This window comes from Jiangella asiatica (genome assembly GCF_004349065.1).
In the GTDB taxonomy this organism is placed as follows: domain Bacteria; phylum Actinomycetota; class Actinomycetes; order Jiangellales; family Jiangellaceae; genus Jiangella; species Jiangella asiatica.
In genome coordinates, this window is sequence record NZ_SMKZ01000042.1 from 41829 (window position 1) to 59995 (window position 18167).

Genomic DNA, 18167 nt, shown 5'->3' on the forward strand with positions numbered 1-18167 from the left:
TGGCCTCGCTGCGTGGGACTGGCTTACACGGGGCCCATGTCGCGCTCTTCGCGCCAGCCGAGGTTGGTGGCCATGCGCATGAGGACGTCGACGGCGACGCGGTACTCGTCCTCGCTGATGCCTTCGGTGACCCGGTCGCGGTCGGCGGACACGGCGGCCTGGATGTCGGTGAGCGCCTTGAGCCCGGTGTCGGTAAGCGCGACCCGGTCGGTGCCGACGGTGGTGGCCCAGCCGCGGTTGACGAGGTCGTCGACGACCGGGCGGACGGTCGGCATATGCGGCGCCAGGTATAGGGCGGCTTCGTCGTCGATGTGCGCGTAGGTGGCGGGGCCGGATTCAAGCAGGTTGAGGATCTGCCAGTGCCGCGGCGTGACGGCGGCGCTGCCCAGGACGGCGTCGAAGCCCTGGTCGATCAGGCGGTCGACCAGCTTCAGCCAGTACCCGATCGGGTGGCGCTCCTCCGACGCCCTGGACGCGTTCATCGAGCTCTCCTATGCAAACCTGTCATGTTGAACGCACAAATTACCGGCCGGAACGCCGGCGCACCTGAGAACGACCCACCGCCACTGTGCAATGCGTCCTTATCATCGCATTTCAACCCCCGATCGGGGCTTCCATCGAGCGAATCGTGCACGTGCCCTCGTCAGCCCGCCGAGGTGAGCCGGGCGGCGCGGTCCTGGAGGTAGCGCTGCTCGGGCAGGCTCGTGGTGCGCGTGGCGGCCAGCTCGTACGCGGCGCGGGCGGCGTCGTCGTCGCCGGCCATCTCGAGCAGATGCGCCCGCACCGCCTCCAGCCGGTGGTGCTCGGCCAGCCGGCTGTCGGACTCCAGCGTCACGAGGAGGTCGAGCCCGGCCCGCGGCCCGTGCACCATTGCCACCGCGACCGCGTGGTTCAGGGTGACCATCGGGTTGGGCGCGATCCGTTCGAGCAGCTCGTACAGCGCGACGATCTGCGGCCAGTCGGTGTCGTCGGCCCGCTTCGCCTCGTCGTGGACGGCGGCGATGGCGGCCTGCAACTGGTAGGGGCCGACCCGGCCGTGCGTGAGCGCGTCGGTGATCAGCGCGACGCCCTCGTCGATGGCGTCGGCGTTCCACAGGCGGCGGTCCTGCTCGGCCAGCGGGACGAGGGTGCCGTCCTCGCGGCTGCGGGCCGGCCGGCGCGCGTCGGTGAGCAGCATCAGCGCCAGGAGGCCGCTGACCTCGCCGTCGTCGGCCAGGAGCTTGTGGACCTGCCGGGTGAGGCGGATGGCCTCCGCGGTGAGCTCCGCCCGCTGCAGGTCGGCACCCGACGTCGCGGTGTAGCCCTCGTTGAAGATCAGGTAGAGCACGTGGAGGACGGCGCGCAGCCGGCTCTCGCGCTCGTCTGCCGGCGGCAGCTGGAACGCGACCCCGCTGGTCTTGATGCTCTGCTTGGCCCGGCTGATGCGCTGCGCCATTGTGGCCTCGGGCACCATGAACGCGCGTGCGATCTGCGCCGTCGTCAGGCCGCCGACGGCGCGCAGGGTCAGCGAGACCTGTGACGGCGCCGACAACGCGGGATGGCAGCACATGAACAGCAGCGTCAGCGTGTCGTCCTGCGATGGTGGCGCCTCGTCGGCCGGCGGCGCGGCGAAGAGCACGTCCGACGGCGTCAGGGCCGCGGCCGTCTCCTCCCGCCGGCGCCGCGCGGACTCGCTGCGCAACTGGTCGGTGAGCCGCCTCGACGCGACCGTGATGAGCCACGCCCGCGGGTTGCTCGGCACGCCTTGGTCCGGCCACTGGACCGCGGCGGCAAGCAGGGCGTCCTGGACGGCGTCTTCGGCGGCGTCGAAGTGGCCGTACCGGCGCACCAGCGCGCCAAGCACGCGCGGTGCCTGTTCGCGCAGTTGTTGTTCGATGCCGTCCACGGTGACCCATTCTGCGCCATCGGCACCTCTCACCTCCGATCGATAGCTCTCCGCCCCCTTGATCAAGGAGCAGATCGTGATCAACAGAAAAAGGATCACGGTCTACTCCATGATCAACGGGGGGCGACGAGGAGGCGGTGGGTGGGTGTCAGTGCTCGTCGTAGTGACGGCCGTGCGCGGCGTGGAGGTGGCCGTCGTGTAGGTAGTCGGTGTGGTCGCCGTGCTCGACGGTGGGGTGGCCGCACTCGGGGTCGTGCCGGTGCGGGTGGGTGCCGGCGGGCACGTGGGCGCCGGTGACGCGAGGGTCCTCGACGTCGGCCGGCGCTGCGCCGCGGCGTCTGCGCAGTGCCGTCCCGGCCGGCCAGGCCAGCACGAACCCGGCCAGGGCGGCGACGACGATGCTCGCACCGGGCGCGACGTCGACGTAGTAGGAGAAGATCACGCCGGCCACCGACGGCACCAGGCCCAGCGCCAGCGCGAGGGCGAACGTCGTGCGGAAGCTGCGGGTGAGCTGTTGCGCGGTCGCGACCGGCACCACCATGAGCGCACTGACCAGGAGCAACCCGACCGTGCGCATGGCGACCGAGACCGTCACCGCCGCCATCACCGCGATGAGGACGCTGTACAGGCGGACCGGCAGCCCGGTGACCTTGGCGAACTCCTCGTCCTGGCAGACGGCGAACAGCTGCGGCGCCAGCCCGACCGCCAGCGCGAGGACGACGATGGCCAGGCCCGCGACCACCCACAGGTCGCCGCCGGACACCGTCGTGATCGAGCCGAACAGGTACGTGTTGAGCGTGGCGGCGGTACTGCCGGCGAGCCCGGTGAGCAGCACGCCACCGGCGATGCCGCCGTAGAACAACATGGCCAGCGCGACGTCGGCGGAGGCCTTGCCGCGGGCCCGCACGACGTCGATGGCCAGTGCACCGGCGACCGCGACGACGACGGACGTCCAGGCCGGCGCCCAGCCGGTGAGCAGCCCGACGGCGACACCGGTCAGCGCGACGTGCCCGATGCCGTCGCCCATCAGCGCCAGCCGCCGCTGCACCAGGTAGGTGCCGACCGCCGGCGCCGCGAGGCCGGTCAGCACGGCGGCGATGAGCGCGCGCTGCATGAAGTCGTAGTCGAGAAAGCTCATCCGAACAGCCCAGCCTCGTCGTCGCCGTGGTGGTCGTGGTGGTCGACGGGGCCGGTCAGCGACATGGCTGGCGCCGGCAGTGGCCCGTCGTGCACCACCTGCCCGCTGTCGAGGACGACGCCGCGGTCGACCAGCGGCGCCAGCGGGCCCATCTCGTGCAGCACCAGCAGCACCGTGCGCCCGGAGGCGACGAAGGTCCGAAGCGCGCGGGCGAAAGCCTCCTGGCTGCGCTGGTCGACGCCGGCGTTGGGCTCGTCGAGCACCAGGAGGTCCGGCTCGGCGGCCGCGGCTCGCGCGATGAGCACGCGCTGCTGCTGGCCGCCGGAGAGCGTGGCGACACTGTGCCCGGCGTGGTCGGACAGCCCGACCAGCTCGATGGCGTGGTCGACGGCGTCGCGATCGGCCCGGCGCGCGGGGCGGAACAGGCCGCGGTGCGCCAGCCGGCCGGCGGCGACGACCTCACGGACGGTGGCCGGTACGCCGGCCGCGGCGGTGGCGCGTTGGGGTACGTAGCCGATGCGCCGCCACGCTCGGAAGGACGCCAGCGGCGCGCCGAAGAGCGCGACCTCGCCCGCCGCTGGCTTGACCAGACCGACGATGGCCCGCACCAGTGTTGATTTGCCCGAACCGTTGGCGCCCAGCAGCGTCACGACCTCGCCCTCGACCACGCGCAGGTCGATGCCGCGCAGCACGGGGCGCTCGTCGAGCTCCACACGCAGGCCGCGCACGTCGACGACCGGTGATCTCATGACGCCACCGTACTCAGGAACACCCGTTGGCCGTCCGCAGTGCCGCCAGGTTCGCCCGCATCAGGGTGAGGTAGTCCTCGTCGGCGGTGTCGTCGGTCAGGCCCTCGATCGGGTCCAGCACCGCGGCCTCGACGCCGAGGTCGTCTGCGAGGGTCTCGGCTACGTCTGGGCTGACCAGCCGCTCGTAGAAGATGGTGGTGACGCCTTCGGCCTCGACGGCGTCGTGGACCTCGGCCAGCCGCTCCGGGGACGGCTCGGCGTCCGGGTCGATGCCCGAGATGCCGACCTGCTCGAGCCCGTAGCGGTCGGCCAGGTAGCCGAACGCCTCGTGCGCGACGACGAACACCGCCCGTTCGCACTGGGCCAGCCCGGCGGCGAACTCCTCATCGAGGGCTGTGAGGTCGGCGATGAGGTCGTCGGCATTGGCGTGGAAGACGTCGGCGTTGTCCGGGTCGAGGTCGGCCAGCCGGTCGGCGACGGCCTCGGCGATGGGCTCCAGGTTGGTGGGGTCGAGCCAGATGTGGGGGTCGCCGGCGAGGTCGCCGTGGTCGTGGCCCTCGTGCTCGTCGGAGTGCTCGTCGGAGTGCTCGTCCTCGGAGTGCTCGCCGGAGTGCTCGTCCTCGGAGTGCTCGTCGCCGGTTTCCTCCAACAGCGGGACGAGCTCGGCGGTGTCGAGCCCGCGGTCGTCGGCGTTCTGCTCGACGGCCTCGTCGACGGAGGGCTGGAACCCGGCCAGGTAGACGATGAGGTCGGCGTCGGACACCTCGCCGACCTGGCGGGCGGACAGCTCGAGGTCGTGCGGCTCGCCGCCGGCCTGGGTGAGGTTGCCGACGCTGGCGGCGTCACCGGCCACGCGCTCGGCGACGAAGGCCAACGGGTAGAACGAGGCGAGCACCGTCGGGCCGTCGGCGCCCGCGCTGGCGTCGTCGGAGCCGCAGCCGGTGAGGGCCAGGCCGCCCAGGGCGATAGTGGTCAGTGCGGACACTGCGGCACGACGGGTCTTCATGGGAGACATTCTCATCAAGAGTGACAACCATTGTCAAAACACCCGAGTCGTCGCGCCACTCGCTCCGCCCCGTTGATCTTGGAGCCATGAGGGAATCAATCGGGCATTCCGGGCCCTGATTCGCCCATAACTCCAAGATCAACGGGGCGGGGTTCGGGAGGGTGGTCGGAGTGGTCGCGCCAGCTACACTGAGATGGTAATGAGAATCGACTGGCCGCCGGGTTCCTGGGCCCTCCACTAGGCTGGAGCGCGGGCGGGGAGGCTGGCAGCATCGAGCGATCAGGGAGGCGGGCCACTCACGTGTCGGTACGCGATCAGCCGGTCAAGGAGCACCGCCGCACGCGCCAGCGCGCCGCGGTCGACGAGGTGCTCGACGACACCACTGACTTCATCAGTGCCCAGGACCTCCACGCCGCGCTGCGTGCCCGCGGCGCCGGCGTCGGTCTGGCCACGGTGTACCGGACGCTGCAGACGCTCGCCGACGACGGCAAGGTCGACGTCCTGCGCTCCGACGGCGGCGAGGCCGTGTACCGCCGATGCGTCCGCGAGGAGCACCACCATCACCTGGTGTGCCGCTCGTGTGGCGCGACGGTCGAGATCGCCGGCCCGACGGTCGAGCGGTGGGCGTCGTCGGTCGCCGAGAAGCACGGGTTCGTCGACGTCTCGCACACGCTGGAGATCTTCGGCACCTGTCCACGCTGCGCGCAGGCGTAGGAGCTGTGGGAGCTCGCGGCCAGACGGACGCCGACGCCATCACGCTCGACGTCACCGGTCAGGTCACCGTCGCCATGCCCGAGGCCGGCGACGGGTGACGGCATGCTCGCGCTGAGCCGGTGCCAGCCGGCAGCGCTAGGGCAGCCAGCCGGTGGCCCGCGACACCACCAGGGCTGCGAGCCCGAGGATCACCAGCGTCCGGAGCAGCCGCGAACCCGGCGTGAGCCGCGGCCAGGCCAGCATGAGCAACCACGCCAGGAACAGCACGACCAGGCCCAGCAGCGGCGGGCCGACGGGCGACGGCGCCAGCAGGCCGCCCAGCAGGATGCCGCCGGTGACCAGACCGAGCGCCCACTTCGGCGCGGCGGTGAGGCGCACCAAAATCGGGTAGCTGACCGCCTCGATGCGCCCGCGCAGGGTGGCCTTCTGCGGCGGGCCGGCCGGACCGGGGCGGCGACCGGCGCCGGGACGCGGCGAGCGCGAGCCCGCACCCGGCGCGGCGGGCCGGCGGTTCGGGGTGCGGCGCGGCTGGCGGTTCTGCGGCACTGGAGATCCTTCGAGGCGGGCTGTGTCACCGAGCATCGTACGGTGGATGGCCGACATACTGCTCCATGGCTCTCACAGAGTCGAGCCCGAGCGCACGCCGTGAAAGGATCATGATGCTGGTCGTCACCCGGTACCGGGTACCGCCCGAGGACGCGGCGCCGTTCCGCGACCGGGCCCGCCGCGCGTTGGAGGTGCTGGCCGAGAAGCCCGGCTGGCGCGGCGGCCACGTCGGCCGCGCGGCCGACGACCCCGGCCTGTGGGTGGTCACGAGCGAGTGGGAGAACGTCGGCTCCTACCGGCGCGCACTCTCCTCGTACGAGTCCAAGCTCGAGGCCGTGCCGCTCCTGTCGCTCGCCATCGACGAGCCGACCGCCTTCGAGCTGGTCGCGACGGTCCCCGGCCCGGCCGGCGGTGCTGGCGGTGCCGTCGGGGCGGTTCGGGCCGCCGACGCCGACGCCGTCGGGCTCGGTTCGGCCGCCGGGCCGATCGTCCCCACCGACTTCGACCACCCGCCGGCCGGCGGTTCCGATGCGTCCTTGGCGGAAAAACGTACCTCGGCCGGCAGGAACCCCGAGCCGTGACGGGCGCCCACCTCCACCTCCACGACAGCTCCGAAGCACAGCCGGTCGGGCCGCACGTGCGCAACCTCGTGCTCGGCGTGCTCATCCCGCTGGTGCTGGCGACCATCGTCGGGCTCATCGCGCTGTGGCCGTCCGGAGAGACCCCGAGCATCGAGGCGGGCGTGCGCACCGACGCCACCATCGTCGAGACCCGCCCGTGCGCCGACGTCGTCGAGACTCCGGCTCCACCGGAGGGCGAGCCCGGCGGCGAGCAGGACGCAGGCGAGTGCCGCGAGGCCGACGTCCGGGTCGACTCCGGACCCGACGAGGGCGTCGAGACCGTCGTGCCGCTGCCGTTCGGGGTCGGCGCGCCGGAGTTCGAGGCCGGCGACGCGGTCGTCCTGGGCGCCATCCCGGACGCGCCGTTGGACAGCCGCTACGAGGTCCTGGACTTCCAGCGCGACCTCCCGCTGATTTGGCTCACCGCCGTGTTCGCGGTCGCCGTCGTCGTCCTGTCCGGGTGGAAGGGTCTGGCCGCCCTCGCCGGGCTGGGCGTGTCGATGCTGGTGCTGCTGGTGTTCGTGCTGCCGGCGCTGCTGACCGGTGGGCCGCCGCTGCTGGTGGCGATCGTCGGCGCCTCGGTGATCATGATCGTGACGCTGTACCTGGCGCACGGTGCGTCCATCCGCACGTCGGTCGCGCTCATCGGCACCCTGGTCAGCCTGGCGCTGACCGGGCTGCTGGGTGCGCTGTTCACGTCGCTGGCGCACTTCACCGGGCTGTCCGGCGACGCCGCCGCGTACCTCGGCACGGTCAACGCCGAGATCGACGTGCGCGGGCTGCTGCTGGCCGGACTGGTCATCGGCGCGCTCGGAGTGCTCGACGACGTCACGGTCACGCAGAGCGCCGCCGTGTGGGAGCTGGCGGCCGCGGACCCGGCGGCGTCCCGTCGCTCGTTGCTGGCCGCTGGACTGCGCATCGGCCGCGAGCACGTCGCCGCGACCGTGAACACGCTGGTGCTCGCATACGTCGGTGCGTCGCTGCCGCTGCTGATGCTGTTCTCCGTCGCCGGGCAGGGCGTCACCGACATCATCACCACCGAGGCGGTCGCGCAGGAGATCGTCCGGGCGCTGGTCGGCGGGCTGGGGATCATCGCCGCGGTGCCGGTCACGACCGCTCTCGCGGTGGTCGCGGTGCGCGGTCGTCCACATCGTCCGGCCGGCCGCCGCGCCGCCCGGGCGGCCTCGCCGCGCTGACCCCGTCGCCGCCGGAAGACCTGACGCGAGACCCGCACGCGGCCCGCGCGCGCCGCCGGTGTCGTCTAGGCTCGAACCTTGACCTGCCGCCGAGACGCCGAAGGAGTGATCGCCCGTGCCAGCGCCCGTCGATGCCATCGTGTCCCTCGCCAAGCGCCGCGGGTTCGTCTACCCGACGGGTGAGATCTACGGCGGTACGCGCTCGGCGTGGGACTACGGTCCGCTCGGCGTGGAGCTGAAGGAGAACATCCGGCGGCAGTGGTGGCGGGCCATGGTGCAGCAGCGCGACGACGTCGTCGGGCTGGACTCCGCGGTCATCCTGCCGCGCGAGGTGTGGGTCGCCTCCGGCCACGTCGACGAGTTCGTCGACCCGCTGGTCGAGTGCCAGGCATGCCACCACCGCTTCCGCGCCGACCAGCTCGAGGAGGAGTTCGCCGCGCGCAAGGGCAGCCCGGCCGACGGCGGACTGGCCGAGGTGCCCTGCCCCACCTGCGGCGCGAAAGACTCCTGGACCGAGCCGCGGATGTTCAACGGCCTGCTCAAGACCCACCTCGGCCCGGTCGAATCCGAGGACGGCCTGCACTACCTGCGCCCGGAGACCGCGCAGGGCATCTTCGCCAACGTCCTCAACGTCATGAACTCGTCGCGGAAGAAACCGCCGTTCGGCATCGCCCAGGTGGGCAAGTCGTTCCGCAACGAGATCACGCCGGGCAACTTCATCTTCCGCACCCGCGAGTTCGAGCAGATGGAGATGGAGTTCTTCGTCGAGCCCGGCACCGACGAGGAGTGGCACGAGTACTGGCTGCAGGCCCGCTGGGACTGGTATGTCGAGCTGGGTCTGTCCCCGGACAACCTGCGGCTCTACGAGCACCCGACGGAGAAGCTCTCCCACTACGCCAAGCGCACCGTCGACATCGAGTACCGTTTCGGCTTCGGCAGCTCGGACTTCGCTGAGCTCGAGGGCGTCGCCAACCGCACCGACTTCGACCTCACCACACACGCCAAGCACTCCGGCGTCGACCTCAGCTACTTCGAGCAGGAGAAGGGCGAGCGCTGGACCCCGTACGTTATCGAGCCGGCCGCCGGGCTCACCCGCTCGGTGCTGGCGTTCCTGCTCGACGCGTACGACGTCGACGAGGCACCCAACACCAAGGGCGGCGTCGACACCCGCACCGTGCTGCGGTTCGACCCGCGGCTGGCTCCGGTGAAGGTCGCCGTGCTGCCCCTGTCGCGCAATGCCGAGCTGTCGCCCAAGGCGCGCGACCTGGCGACCAGGCTGCGGGCACGGTGGAACGTGGACTTCGACGACGCCGGCGCCATCGGTCGCCGATACCGCCGGCAGGACGAGATCGGCACGCCGTACTGCGTCACCGTCGACTTCGCCACCCTCGACGACGACGAGGTCACCGTCCGCGACCGCGACACCATGCACCAGGAGCGCATCGGCCTGGACCGCATCGAGGCGTACCTCGCCGAACACCTGCCCTGGTGACCGTGCCGCCGGCGTACCACCCCGCCGCGGCGGAAACGAATCGGCGCCGCGAACCGTCTGACCATGCGACGGCCAGGGCGGTGAGGGAGCGGTGATGCCGGAGGTCGACGGGGCTCTGGAACGGCGCGCGGGGCGCGCCGGTCGAGTGGCCGGCACCTTGCTGTGGACGCTCGCGATCATCGTGGCGCTCCTGCTCGCGGCGATGCTGAGCCAGATCGCGACGTGGGGCCTGATCCTGGGCGTCCTCGTCGGACTGACGACCATCGCCGGCATGGGAATCCTCGTGGGATTCGGCTGGAAGCGTGCCCTGCCCGCCACCCTGGCCTGCGTCCTCGGCTTCGCCGCGATCCTGTTCACCGGGCCCGCCCTGTACGAGGTGTACATGCGCGCCCTGGGAGAGCCGTCCCCCGCGGTGGTGCTCGAGATCGACGAGCCGGAGGGGGAGAGCCGGCTGTGCTTCGTCGTCGAGGAGGACGGCGGGCTGCACGAGATGGACCAGCGGCAGAACTGCTTCGATCACATCGACGCGGGTCAGGCGGTGTCGATCTTCGAGGACCCGCTCGGGTTCCTCCCGCCGCGGCTGGAGAACGCGCCCGACGACTCCGACGCGACGGCCGAGGTGGCCATCTCCGCCGCGCTGCTGGCGGGTACTGCCGCCGCCGTCGTGTACGGCGGGCTCCGCCGCCGGACCGCCGTACCCTCGGGATCGCCGGTCGTCGCCGCCCCGCCGGAGGCCGGTGGACCGCTCACCTTCCTTTGGCTGCAGCGCGTTCCGGCACCGGTGGCCGACGAGTCCCGCGCCGCTGGCGATGCCGAGGCCGCCGAGGTCGCCGGGTGGCAGATACGCGGCGCGGACGCCGTCAAGCCGGCCGACCGGCGGGCCACCGGCACCGTCGCCGGCGTCGAGGTCGAGCCCACGCTCGGCGCCACGCCAGTCGACTACCGCGACGCCAGCAAGGACGGCACCAGGGCCCTCGTGCTGTGGACCGACGGCGGTCGGCGTGACGTGTACGCCCGGGTGCGCACGGTGTCGGCGCGGCGCCGCGGAACGGCCGAGTACGAGATCGTCGGCCCGGACGACACCACGCTGGCGACGGTGACCCGCCGGGCGGGCCGGTTCCTCCTGCTACGCCGGACACGCTGGACCGTCCAGCAGGCCGGGCGCGGGACCGCCGTGGGGGTCAAGGGTCACCCGGTGTCCTGGCTGGTGTGGTGCCTCACGCTGCCGTTTCAGCCCGTCGTCGTCCTGGTCTCGCTGCTCAGCCTCGACGGCGTCGGCCCGGTCCGGGCGCCCCTGCGCACCCGCTGGCGCATCGACGACCGCACGGTCCTGGACTACCGGACCAGCACCGGTGGTCACACCGAGGGCCTGCACGTCCTCGCGGACTGGTTCGACCCGCGGGTCGCCGCGGCGCTGGTGACCCTGATCGGCAGCCACGACACCGGGTTCGGTGGGCGATGGGATCTCTCCGTCCGGTAGACGTTCACCGGTTGGGGGACAATGGGCGTGCCATGACTGCGACCCTCACTGTCACCCCCCTGCGGCTCGGGCCGCTCCAGGTCGACCCGCCAGTGGTGTTGGCCCCGATGGCCGGCGTCACCAACGCGGCGTTCCGCCAGCTCTGCGCCGAGCAGGGCGCCGGCCTCTACGTCTGCGAGATGATCACCTCCCGCGGTGTGGTCGAGCGCGACGAGAAGACGCTGGCCATGCTGGTCTTTGCCGACGTCGAGGCGGTCCGGTCGGTCCAGCTCTACGGCGTCGACCCCTATTACGTCGGCGAGGCCGTGAAGGTCCTGGCCGGCGACTACGGCGTCGCCCATGTCGACCTCAACTTCGGCTGCCCGGTCCCGAAGGTGACGCGCAAGGGCGGCGGGGCCGCACTGCCGTACAAGCGAGGGCTGCTCGAGCGCATCCTGCGCTCGGCCGTCACCGCCGCCGAGCCGTTCGGCATCCCGGTCACCATGAAGACCCGCAAGGGCATCGACGACCACGTGCTCACGTACCTCGATGCCGGGCGCATCGCCGAGGACGCCGGCTGCGCGGCCATCGCCCTGCACGGGCGCACCGCCGCCCAGCACTACTCCGGCTCCGCCGACTGGGGTTCCATCGCCCGGCTCAAGGAACACGTCGGCATCCCCGTGCTCGGCAACGGCGACATCTGGGAGGCCGCCGACGCCGCGCGCATGCTCGAGCACACCGGCGCCGACGGCGTCGTCATCGGCCGCGGCTGCCTGGGCCGGCCGTGGCTCTTCCGCGACCTCGCGGCGGTCTTCGCCGGGCGCACACCACCGCCGCTGCCCACCCTCGGCGAGGTCACAGCGATGATGCGCCGGCACGCCGAGTTGCTGGCCGAGCTCATGGGCGAGGAACGCGGCCTGCGCGACATGCGCAAGCACATGGCGTGGTACCTCAAGGGCTTCGTCGCCGGGCAGCAGGTACGGGCGTCGCTGGGCATGGTCTCCACGCTGAGCGAGCTGGACCGGCTGCTCGCCGAGCTCGACCCGGATCAGCCCTACCCGGTAGCCGAGCTGGGCACGCCGCGGGGCCGCCAGGGCAGCCCGCGCGCGGTGGCACTACCAGCCGGCTGGCTCGACGACGCCAACGGCGCCCCCCACGACCTCGCCGACGCCGAGATCGGCATCTCCGGCGGCTGACCCTTCCCGGAAGCTGTCTTGCGCTCGGTGCGCCTCGCGTGGCGGCCGGGGCGACCTCTTGACAGCGGACATTTGGTGCGTAACCTCTACGTAACCGGTTACTGATACCGGTTACATTTCGCTGGAGGCCCAACAAATCACGTACGGCAGAGCGCGATCACGGGGAACAGACGGGGGCTCACTGGAGAGGAACCGCTCATGGCTGCTCATCCCGGATCGCGCCGACATCGGACGCACCGGCCTTGGCACCGTCCCATGCCGGGGCGGCCCCGGTCCGCGGCCGTGCTGCTGGCCGTCGTCGGCCTGATCGCCGGCCTGCTGGCGGCCGTCGTCGCCGCACCCGCACAGGCTCAGCAGGAGCCGGGCCGGTTCAGCGCCCTCGTCTTCTCCAAGACCGCCGCCTTCCGGCACGACTCCATCCCAGCCGCGACAGCCGCCGTCCAGCAGCTGGCCACCGAGCACGACTTCACCGTCGACGTCACCGAGGACGCCGCCGCGTTCACCGACGAGAACCTGGCACAGTACGACGTCGTCATCTGGCTGATGACCACCGGCGACGTGCTGAACGACGAGCAGCAGGCGGCGTTCGAGCGCTACATCCAGGCCGGCGGCGGCTATGCCGGCGTGCACTCGGCGTCGGACACCGAGTACGACTGGCCGTGGTACGGCGAGCTGGTCGGCGCCTACTTCCAGGGCCACCCGCGCAACCAGGACGCCACGATCCACGTCGCCGACCGCACTCACGCGTCAACCCAGCATCTGGACCCGGAGTGGGCGCGGTTCGACGAGTGGTACAGCTTCCGCACCAACCCGCGCGGCAATGTCCATGTGCTCGCCAGCCTGGACGAGAGCACGTACGACCCCGAGGCGAACCCGATGGGGCTGGACCACCCGATCGCGTGGTGCCAGCTGTACGACGGTGGCCGCTCCTGGTACACCGCCGGCGGCCACACCGTGGAAAGCTACGCCGAGCCGGCGTTCTTGCAGCACCTGCTGGGCGGCATCGAGACCGCGGCCGGCGTGACGCCGGCCGACTGCGGCGGCACGTCGTGGGACAGCTTCGACAAGGTCCCGCTCGACACCGGCACGTCCAACCCGATGGAGCTGGACGTGGCCGCCGACGGCCGGGTGTTCTACATCGAGCGGGCCGGAGAGGTCCGGATGATCGACCCGGTGACGAGCCAGACCACCGTCGTCGGCGCCCTGGATGTCTACACGCAGCGCGAGGACGGCCTGCTCGGCATCGCGCTGGACCCGGACTTCGTCACCAACGGCTGGATCTACCTCTACTACTCGCCGGACGGAACCGAGGCGGAGCAGCGACTGTCGAGGTTCACCCTCGAGGGCACCAACCTCGACCCGGCCACCGAGGTGCAGCTGCTCGAGGTCCCGGTCGACCGCGAGGAGTCCGGGCACGCGGGCGGGTCGCTGGCGTTCGACGCGGCCGGCAACCTGTTCCTGGCCACCGGCGACGACACCAACCCATTCGAGTCCGACGGCTACGCCCCGATCGACGAGCGGCCCGGCCGCACCTCGTTCGACGCGCAGCGCAGTTCGTCCAACACGAACGACCTGCGTGGCAAGGTGCTGCGCATCCGCCCCGAGCCCGACGGCTCCTACACCGTGCCCGACGGCAACCTGTTCGCGCCCGGCACGGCCCAGACCCTGCCGGAGATCTACGCGATGGGGTTCCGCAACCCGTTTCGGATCGAGGTGGACGCCGCGACCGGCGCGCTGGTGGTCGGCGACTACGGCCCGGACGCGCCGCAGGCCGACCCGGAGCGGGGCACCGAGGGCCAGGTGGAGTGGAACCGCATCACCTCGGCGGGCAACTACGGCTGGCCGTACTGCCACGGCGCGGGCCCGTTCCGCGACTGGGACTTCGCGACCCAGACGTCTGGCCCACCCTTCGACTGCGCCCACCCCGTCAACGACTCGCCGAACAACACCGGCCTCACCGAGCTGCCGCCGGTACAAGCACCGGACATCTACTACGGCCGCTCCGAGACCGGCACGAACGCGCCGGAGCTCGGCACCGGCGGCGGCGCCATGGCCGGTCCCGTCTACCGATACGACGAGACGCTGGACTCCGACGTCAAGTGGCCGGTCTACTACGACGGCGCCGCCCTGTTCTACGAGTGGACCAACACCGACGACGGGTACCTCCGGCCCTTCGACAACGACGTGTGGGAGTTCCGGCTCGACGACGGCGCCGTCCACGACATCAACCCGCTGCTGTCGACGATGGACTTCCTGCGCCCGATGGACATGACGTTCGGGCCTGACGGTGCGCTGTACCTCATCGAGTGGGGCACCGGCTTCGGCGGCGAGAACGCCGACTCCGGCGTGTACCGCATCGAGTACACCGGCGGCGGCAGCCGGCCGACCGCGGAGGCCGGCGCGGACCCGACATCCGGTGCGCTGCCGCTCACCGTCCAGTTCAGCAGCGAGGGTTCCGGCCATCCCGCCGGGCTCCCGGTCACGTTCCACTGGGCGTTCGGCGACGGCGTGGAGTCGACCGAGGCGAACCCGGCGCACACGTACACCGTCGCCGGCCAGTACTCGGCACGGCTGACGGTGACCGCGGAGGACGGCAGCACCCGGTCGCGGACGGTCCAGATCACCGCCGGCAACACCGCGCCGGAGGTGAGGCTCGACCCACCGGCCGAGGGCGGGTTCTTCGACTTCGGCGACGAGGTCGCGTACGAGATCGGCGTCACCGACGTCGAGGACGGCACCACGACGTCGACCGCGGCCTCACCGGAGGAGAGTGCCTCGGCCGGATCCGGGTCGATCTCCTGCGACGGTGTCGAGCTCGGCGTGCTGTTCGGTCACGCCGGCCACGCGCACCCCGTCGAGGTGCTGCCCGGCTGCGAGGGCGTCGTCCAGACCAGGACCGACGACGGCCACCCGGCGGGCGAGGACCTGTTCTGGGTGCTGGAAGGGCGCTACACCGACCAGGGCGGCGACGGCGTCGGCGCACTCACCGGCCGCGACGTGCACGTCCTGCACCCGAAGCTGAAAGAGGCCGAACACTTCTCGACGCAGAGCGGCATCCAGCTGGAGGCCACCAGTGACCCGAAGGGCGGCCGCCAGAACATCGGGTTCATCGACGACGGCGACTACATCTCCTACGAGACGATGAACCTGGCGAACATCGACGCGATCACCTTCCGCTACGCCAGTGGCGGCCAGGGTGGTCGCATCGAGATCCGCACCGGCGCGCCCGACGGGCCGCTCGTCGCCGAGAGCGGCTTCCTCGAGCCCACCGGCGGCTGGCAGCGATGGGCCGACGTCACCGTCCCGGTCGAGGACCCCGGCGGCACCCACGAGCTGTTCTTCGTGTTCCGGCACGAGCCGGGCGCCACCGGGCTGTTCAACCTCAACTACCTGAAGTTCCGGGGCAAGGGCGTGTCGTTGGACGCCCGTCCGGAGATGCTGTCGGTGACGGCGACGCCGGAGTCCGGCGAGCTGCCGCTGCAGGTGACGCTGACCGCCGAGGCCAGCGACCCGGAGGGTCAGGAGCTCACCTACACCTGGGACCTCGGCGACGGCAGCACGGCTACCGGCGCGCAGGTCACGCACACCTACGAGCTGTCCGGGGTGTACACGCCGACGGTCACGGTCACCGACGGGTCCGGCGCGGCCGCGGAGGACTTCGTCCGGGTCGAGGCGATCCCGGAGCCGTCGCCGCCGATCGAGTGCGCCGACCCGGGCAGCGACCCGCCGCCGGACGACGAGTTCGACGGCGACCGGCTGGACGGCTGCCGCTGGGACCAGGTCGTGCGGCCGGACCTCAACCGGTTCCGCGTCGAGGGCGGCCAGCTGAAGATCGACACCACTCCGACGAACCTGTTCGACCAGCACAACAACGCGCCCAACCTGATGCTGCAGTCCATGCCGGACGGCGACTGGGTGGTCGAGACGAAGGTGACCGGCCCGGTCTGTGAGCAGTGGCAGCAGGGCGGCATCCTCGTCTACGACAGCGATGCGACCTTCCTCAAGCTCGACTACGTCGGCACCTCACCGCCGGGGCAGCCGTGCGTCCGGAAGATCGAGATGCGGCACGAGATCGACGACATCTTCCAACCGGCGTTCCCCGAAGTGGAGCTGCCCGACGACGTCACCACCTGGTGGCTTCGGCTGGAGAAGACGGGCACGACCTACACCGGCTACTACAGCGCCGACGGCGTCACGTTCGAGGAGGTCGGCGCGATCGAGAACACCCGGCTCGGCGCCGCCGACGTGGGCCTGTACGCCTTCGGCCAGGAGCAGACGCAGTCGACCACGGTCGCCTTCGACTACTTCCACGTGCTGAGCTCGCAGCCGCCGGACGCGTGTCCGGACTCCGACGAGAGCCCGACCGTGGTCGTCCGGGACGTCGACTCCGGCGTCGAGAACCACGAGCGCGCGGACGGATGCACCGTCGAGGACCTCATCGAGGACGAGCGCGAGTGGTCGAGCCAGGGCCGCTTCATGGTGCACGTCCGCAGCGTCACCCAGCACTTGGTGCACGACCGGGTGCTCACCAGCGCGGAGCGCGACGCCATCGTCGCCGCCGCCGGCCGCAGCGCGCGCAGCGGCCGGGCGGCGTCGTGACCGAGTACCTGGAGGAAGGAAGACCCATGCGATCACTCCTACGCCGATCCGGTGTCACCGCGGCGGTGGTCACCGTGTCGGCCCTGGTGGCGGGGGCGGCGCTGCCCACGCAGGCCGCCGCGCCGTCGCCGTCGTCGGTCGACCACGACGCCGCCGAGGACACGCTGTACCGCTACGCCGAAGGCACCTGGGCGTCGTTCGCCGCGATGACCGACGAGGCCAGCGGCATGCCCGCGGACAAGCTGCGCGCCGACGGCACGACCAGCGTGCAGACGTCGACGACGAACATCGGCGCTTACATGTGGAGCGCCGTCGTCGCCGAGGAGCTCGGCATCATCGACCGCGAGGAGCTGGTCGAGCGGCTCTCCGTCACCGTCACCACGCTTGAAGGGCTGGAGCGGCACGAGGAGAGCGGCCAGTACTTCAACTGGTACGACCACCACACCGGCGAGGTGATCACCACCTGGCCGGACACCGGCGAGCCGATCGTCCCGCACCTGTCGTCGGTGGACAACGGCTGGCTGGCGACGGCGCTGCAGGTGGTGCGGGCGTCAGTGCCGGAGCTGGCCGACCGGGCCGGAGAGATCTTCGACAGCATGGACTTCGGGTTCTACTACCGGCCCGAGGTCAACCGAATCCTGTTCCACTACGCGCCAAGCACCGGTGCCGCACCGTGCTGCTACGACACTCTGGTCAGTGAGAGCCGGATCGCCAGCTACATCGGCATCGCCAAGGGCGAGATCCCGCGCGAGCACTACTTCGGCACCTGGCGCAGCTTCCCCGACACCTGCGACTGGGACTGGCAGCAGCAGAAGCCGGTCGGGGAGTGGCGCAACTACCTGCGCCAGGACGTGTGGGAGGGCGCGTACCCCTACCGCGGCATGGAGGTCGTGCCGTCCTGGGGCGGCAGCATGTTCGAGGCCCTGATGCCGACATTGTTCGTGCCCGAAGAGGGCTGGGGACGGCGCAGCTGGGCGGTCAACCACCCGAACTACGTCCAGGCGCACATCGAGCACGGCCTGGAGGAGGCGCAGTACGGGTACTGGGGCTTCTCCCCGGCCAACGACACCGAGGGCGGCTACCGCGTCTACGGCGTGCCCCTGATCGGGATGGACCCGCTGGGCTACCCGTCCAACAACGACACCACGCAGGTGGACCCGGGCTTCGAAGGATGCGACCGTCCGGCGCAGCCGCTGCCCGGTCCCGAGGAGTACACCAACGGCATCGTCACCCCGCACGCGTCGTTCCTGGCGCTGCGGTACGCCCCTGAGGAGGCGATGGAGAACCTCGCCAACCTCGAGCGCGACTTCGAGATCTACACCGAATGGGGATTCCGCGACACCGTCAACGTCGACACCGGCGTCGTCGACGAGTACTACCTGTCGCTCGACCAGGGGATGATCATGGCAGCGATCGGCAACGCCCTGGCCGACGACCTGCTGCGCGAGGCCTTCGTCACGCCGCAGCTCACCAACCGGGTCCGGCCGGTGATGTCGATGGAGCAGTTCACCAACTTCCGCTGACCCGGCTGTCGGGCGAGGGGCCGTGAGTAGCGGGGGGCCAGGGG

General features: G+C 71.4%; 14 protein-coding genes. 8 read left to right on the forward strand and 6 right to left on the reverse strand.

Annotated features, from left to right (window positions below; genetic code table 11):
• Window positions 1–23: 23 nt before the first annotated feature.
• From E1269_RS23460 to E1269_RS23480, 5 genes are all read right to left on the reverse strand, one after another.
• A complete protein-coding gene (locus E1269_RS23460; RefSeq protein ID WP_131899116.1) occupies window positions 24–482 on the reverse strand; it encodes a MarR family winged helix-turn-helix transcriptional regulator in 459 nt (152 codons plus the stop codon).
• 161 nt (window positions 483–643) lie between these two features.
• Window positions 644–1885 (reverse strand): RNA polymerase sigma factor, encoded by a 1242-nt coding sequence (locus tag E1269_RS23465; RefSeq protein ID WP_131899118.1) that lies wholly within the window; start codon window positions 1883–1885, stop codon window positions 644–646.
• Window positions 1886–2033: 148 nt separating this feature from the next.
• The gene (locus tag E1269_RS23470) at window positions 2034–3023 is read right to left on the reverse strand and encodes a metal ABC transporter permease (protein ID WP_131899120.1); all 990 of its coding nucleotides are present in this window, start codon (window positions 3021–3023) and stop codon (window positions 2034–2036) included.
• Window positions 3020–3772 carry a metal ABC transporter ATP-binding protein gene (locus E1269_RS23475; RefSeq protein ID WP_131899122.1) on the reverse strand — a complete coding sequence of 251 codons (753 nt, stop codon included), beginning with the start codon at window positions 3770–3772 and terminating at the stop codon, window positions 3020–3022. The genes E1269_RS23470 and E1269_RS23475 overlap by 4 nt, the downstream gene beginning before the upstream one ends.
• Before the next feature lie 13 nt (window positions 3773–3785).
• A complete protein-coding gene (locus E1269_RS23480; protein WP_131899124.1) occupies window positions 3786–4778 on the reverse strand; it encodes a metal ABC transporter substrate-binding protein in 993 nt (330 codons plus the stop codon).
• 300 nt (window positions 4779–5078) lie between these two features.
• Between E1269_RS23480 and E1269_RS23485 the strand changes: the two genes are divergently transcribed.
• On the forward strand, window positions 5079–5492 hold the full coding sequence (locus E1269_RS23485) for a Fur family transcriptional regulator (RefSeq protein WP_131899126.1): 414 nt from the start codon (window positions 5079–5081) through the stop codon (window positions 5490–5492).
• A gap of 135 nt (window positions 5493–5627) precedes the next feature.
• Here E1269_RS23485 and E1269_RS23490 read toward each other — a convergent pair whose 3' ends face one another.
• On the reverse strand, window positions 5628–6038 hold the full coding sequence (locus E1269_RS23490; protein WP_162606592.1) for a DUF6703 family protein: 411 nt from the start codon (window positions 6036–6038) through the stop codon (window positions 5628–5630).
• A 110-nt stretch (window positions 6039–6148) separates the two neighbouring features.
• Here E1269_RS23490 and E1269_RS23495 point away from each other — a divergent pair, with 110 nt between their 5' ends.
• The 7 genes from E1269_RS23495 (at window position 6149) to E1269_RS23525 (ending at window position 18123) form a co-directional block, all read left to right on the forward strand.
• The gene (locus E1269_RS23495) at window positions 6149–6619 is read left to right on the forward strand and encodes an antibiotic biosynthesis monooxygenase family protein (protein ID WP_203434007.1); all 471 of its coding nucleotides are present in this window, start codon (window positions 6149–6151) and stop codon (window positions 6617–6619) included.
• Window positions 6616–7854 carry a YibE/F family protein gene (locus E1269_RS23500; protein WP_131899132.1) on the forward strand — a complete coding sequence of 413 codons (1239 nt, stop codon included), beginning with the start codon at window positions 6616–6618 and terminating at the stop codon, window positions 7852–7854. The genes E1269_RS23495 and E1269_RS23500 overlap by 4 nt, the downstream gene beginning before the upstream one ends.
• A 115-nt stretch (window positions 7855–7969) precedes the next feature.
• A complete protein-coding gene (locus E1269_RS23505) occupies window positions 7970–9346 on the forward strand; it encodes a glycine--tRNA ligase (protein WP_131899134.1) in 1377 nt (458 codons plus the stop codon).
• A gap of 94 nt (window positions 9347–9440) precedes the next feature.
• On the forward strand, window positions 9441–10826 hold the full coding sequence (locus tag E1269_RS23510) for a hypothetical protein (RefSeq protein WP_131899136.1): 1386 nt from the start codon (window positions 9441–9443) through the stop codon (window positions 10824–10826).
• 32 nt (window positions 10827–10858) lie between these two features.
• Window positions 10859–12001 carry a tRNA dihydrouridine synthase DusB gene (gene dusB / locus E1269_RS23515; RefSeq protein WP_131899138.1) on the forward strand — a complete coding sequence of 381 codons (1143 nt, stop codon included), beginning with the start codon at window positions 10859–10861 and terminating at the stop codon, window positions 11999–12001.
• A gap of 255 nt (window positions 12002–12256) precedes the next feature.
• Entirely contained in the window at window positions 12257–16600 is a 4344-nt protein-coding gene (locus E1269_RS23520) for a ThuA domain-containing protein (protein ID WP_131899140.1), read from the forward strand.
• A gap of 26 nt (window positions 16601–16626) precedes the next feature.
• A complete protein-coding gene (locus tag E1269_RS23525) occupies window positions 16627–18123 on the forward strand; it encodes a glucoamylase family protein (RefSeq protein WP_131899142.1) in 1497 nt (498 codons plus the stop codon).
• Window positions 18124–18167 lie beyond the last annotated feature (44 nt).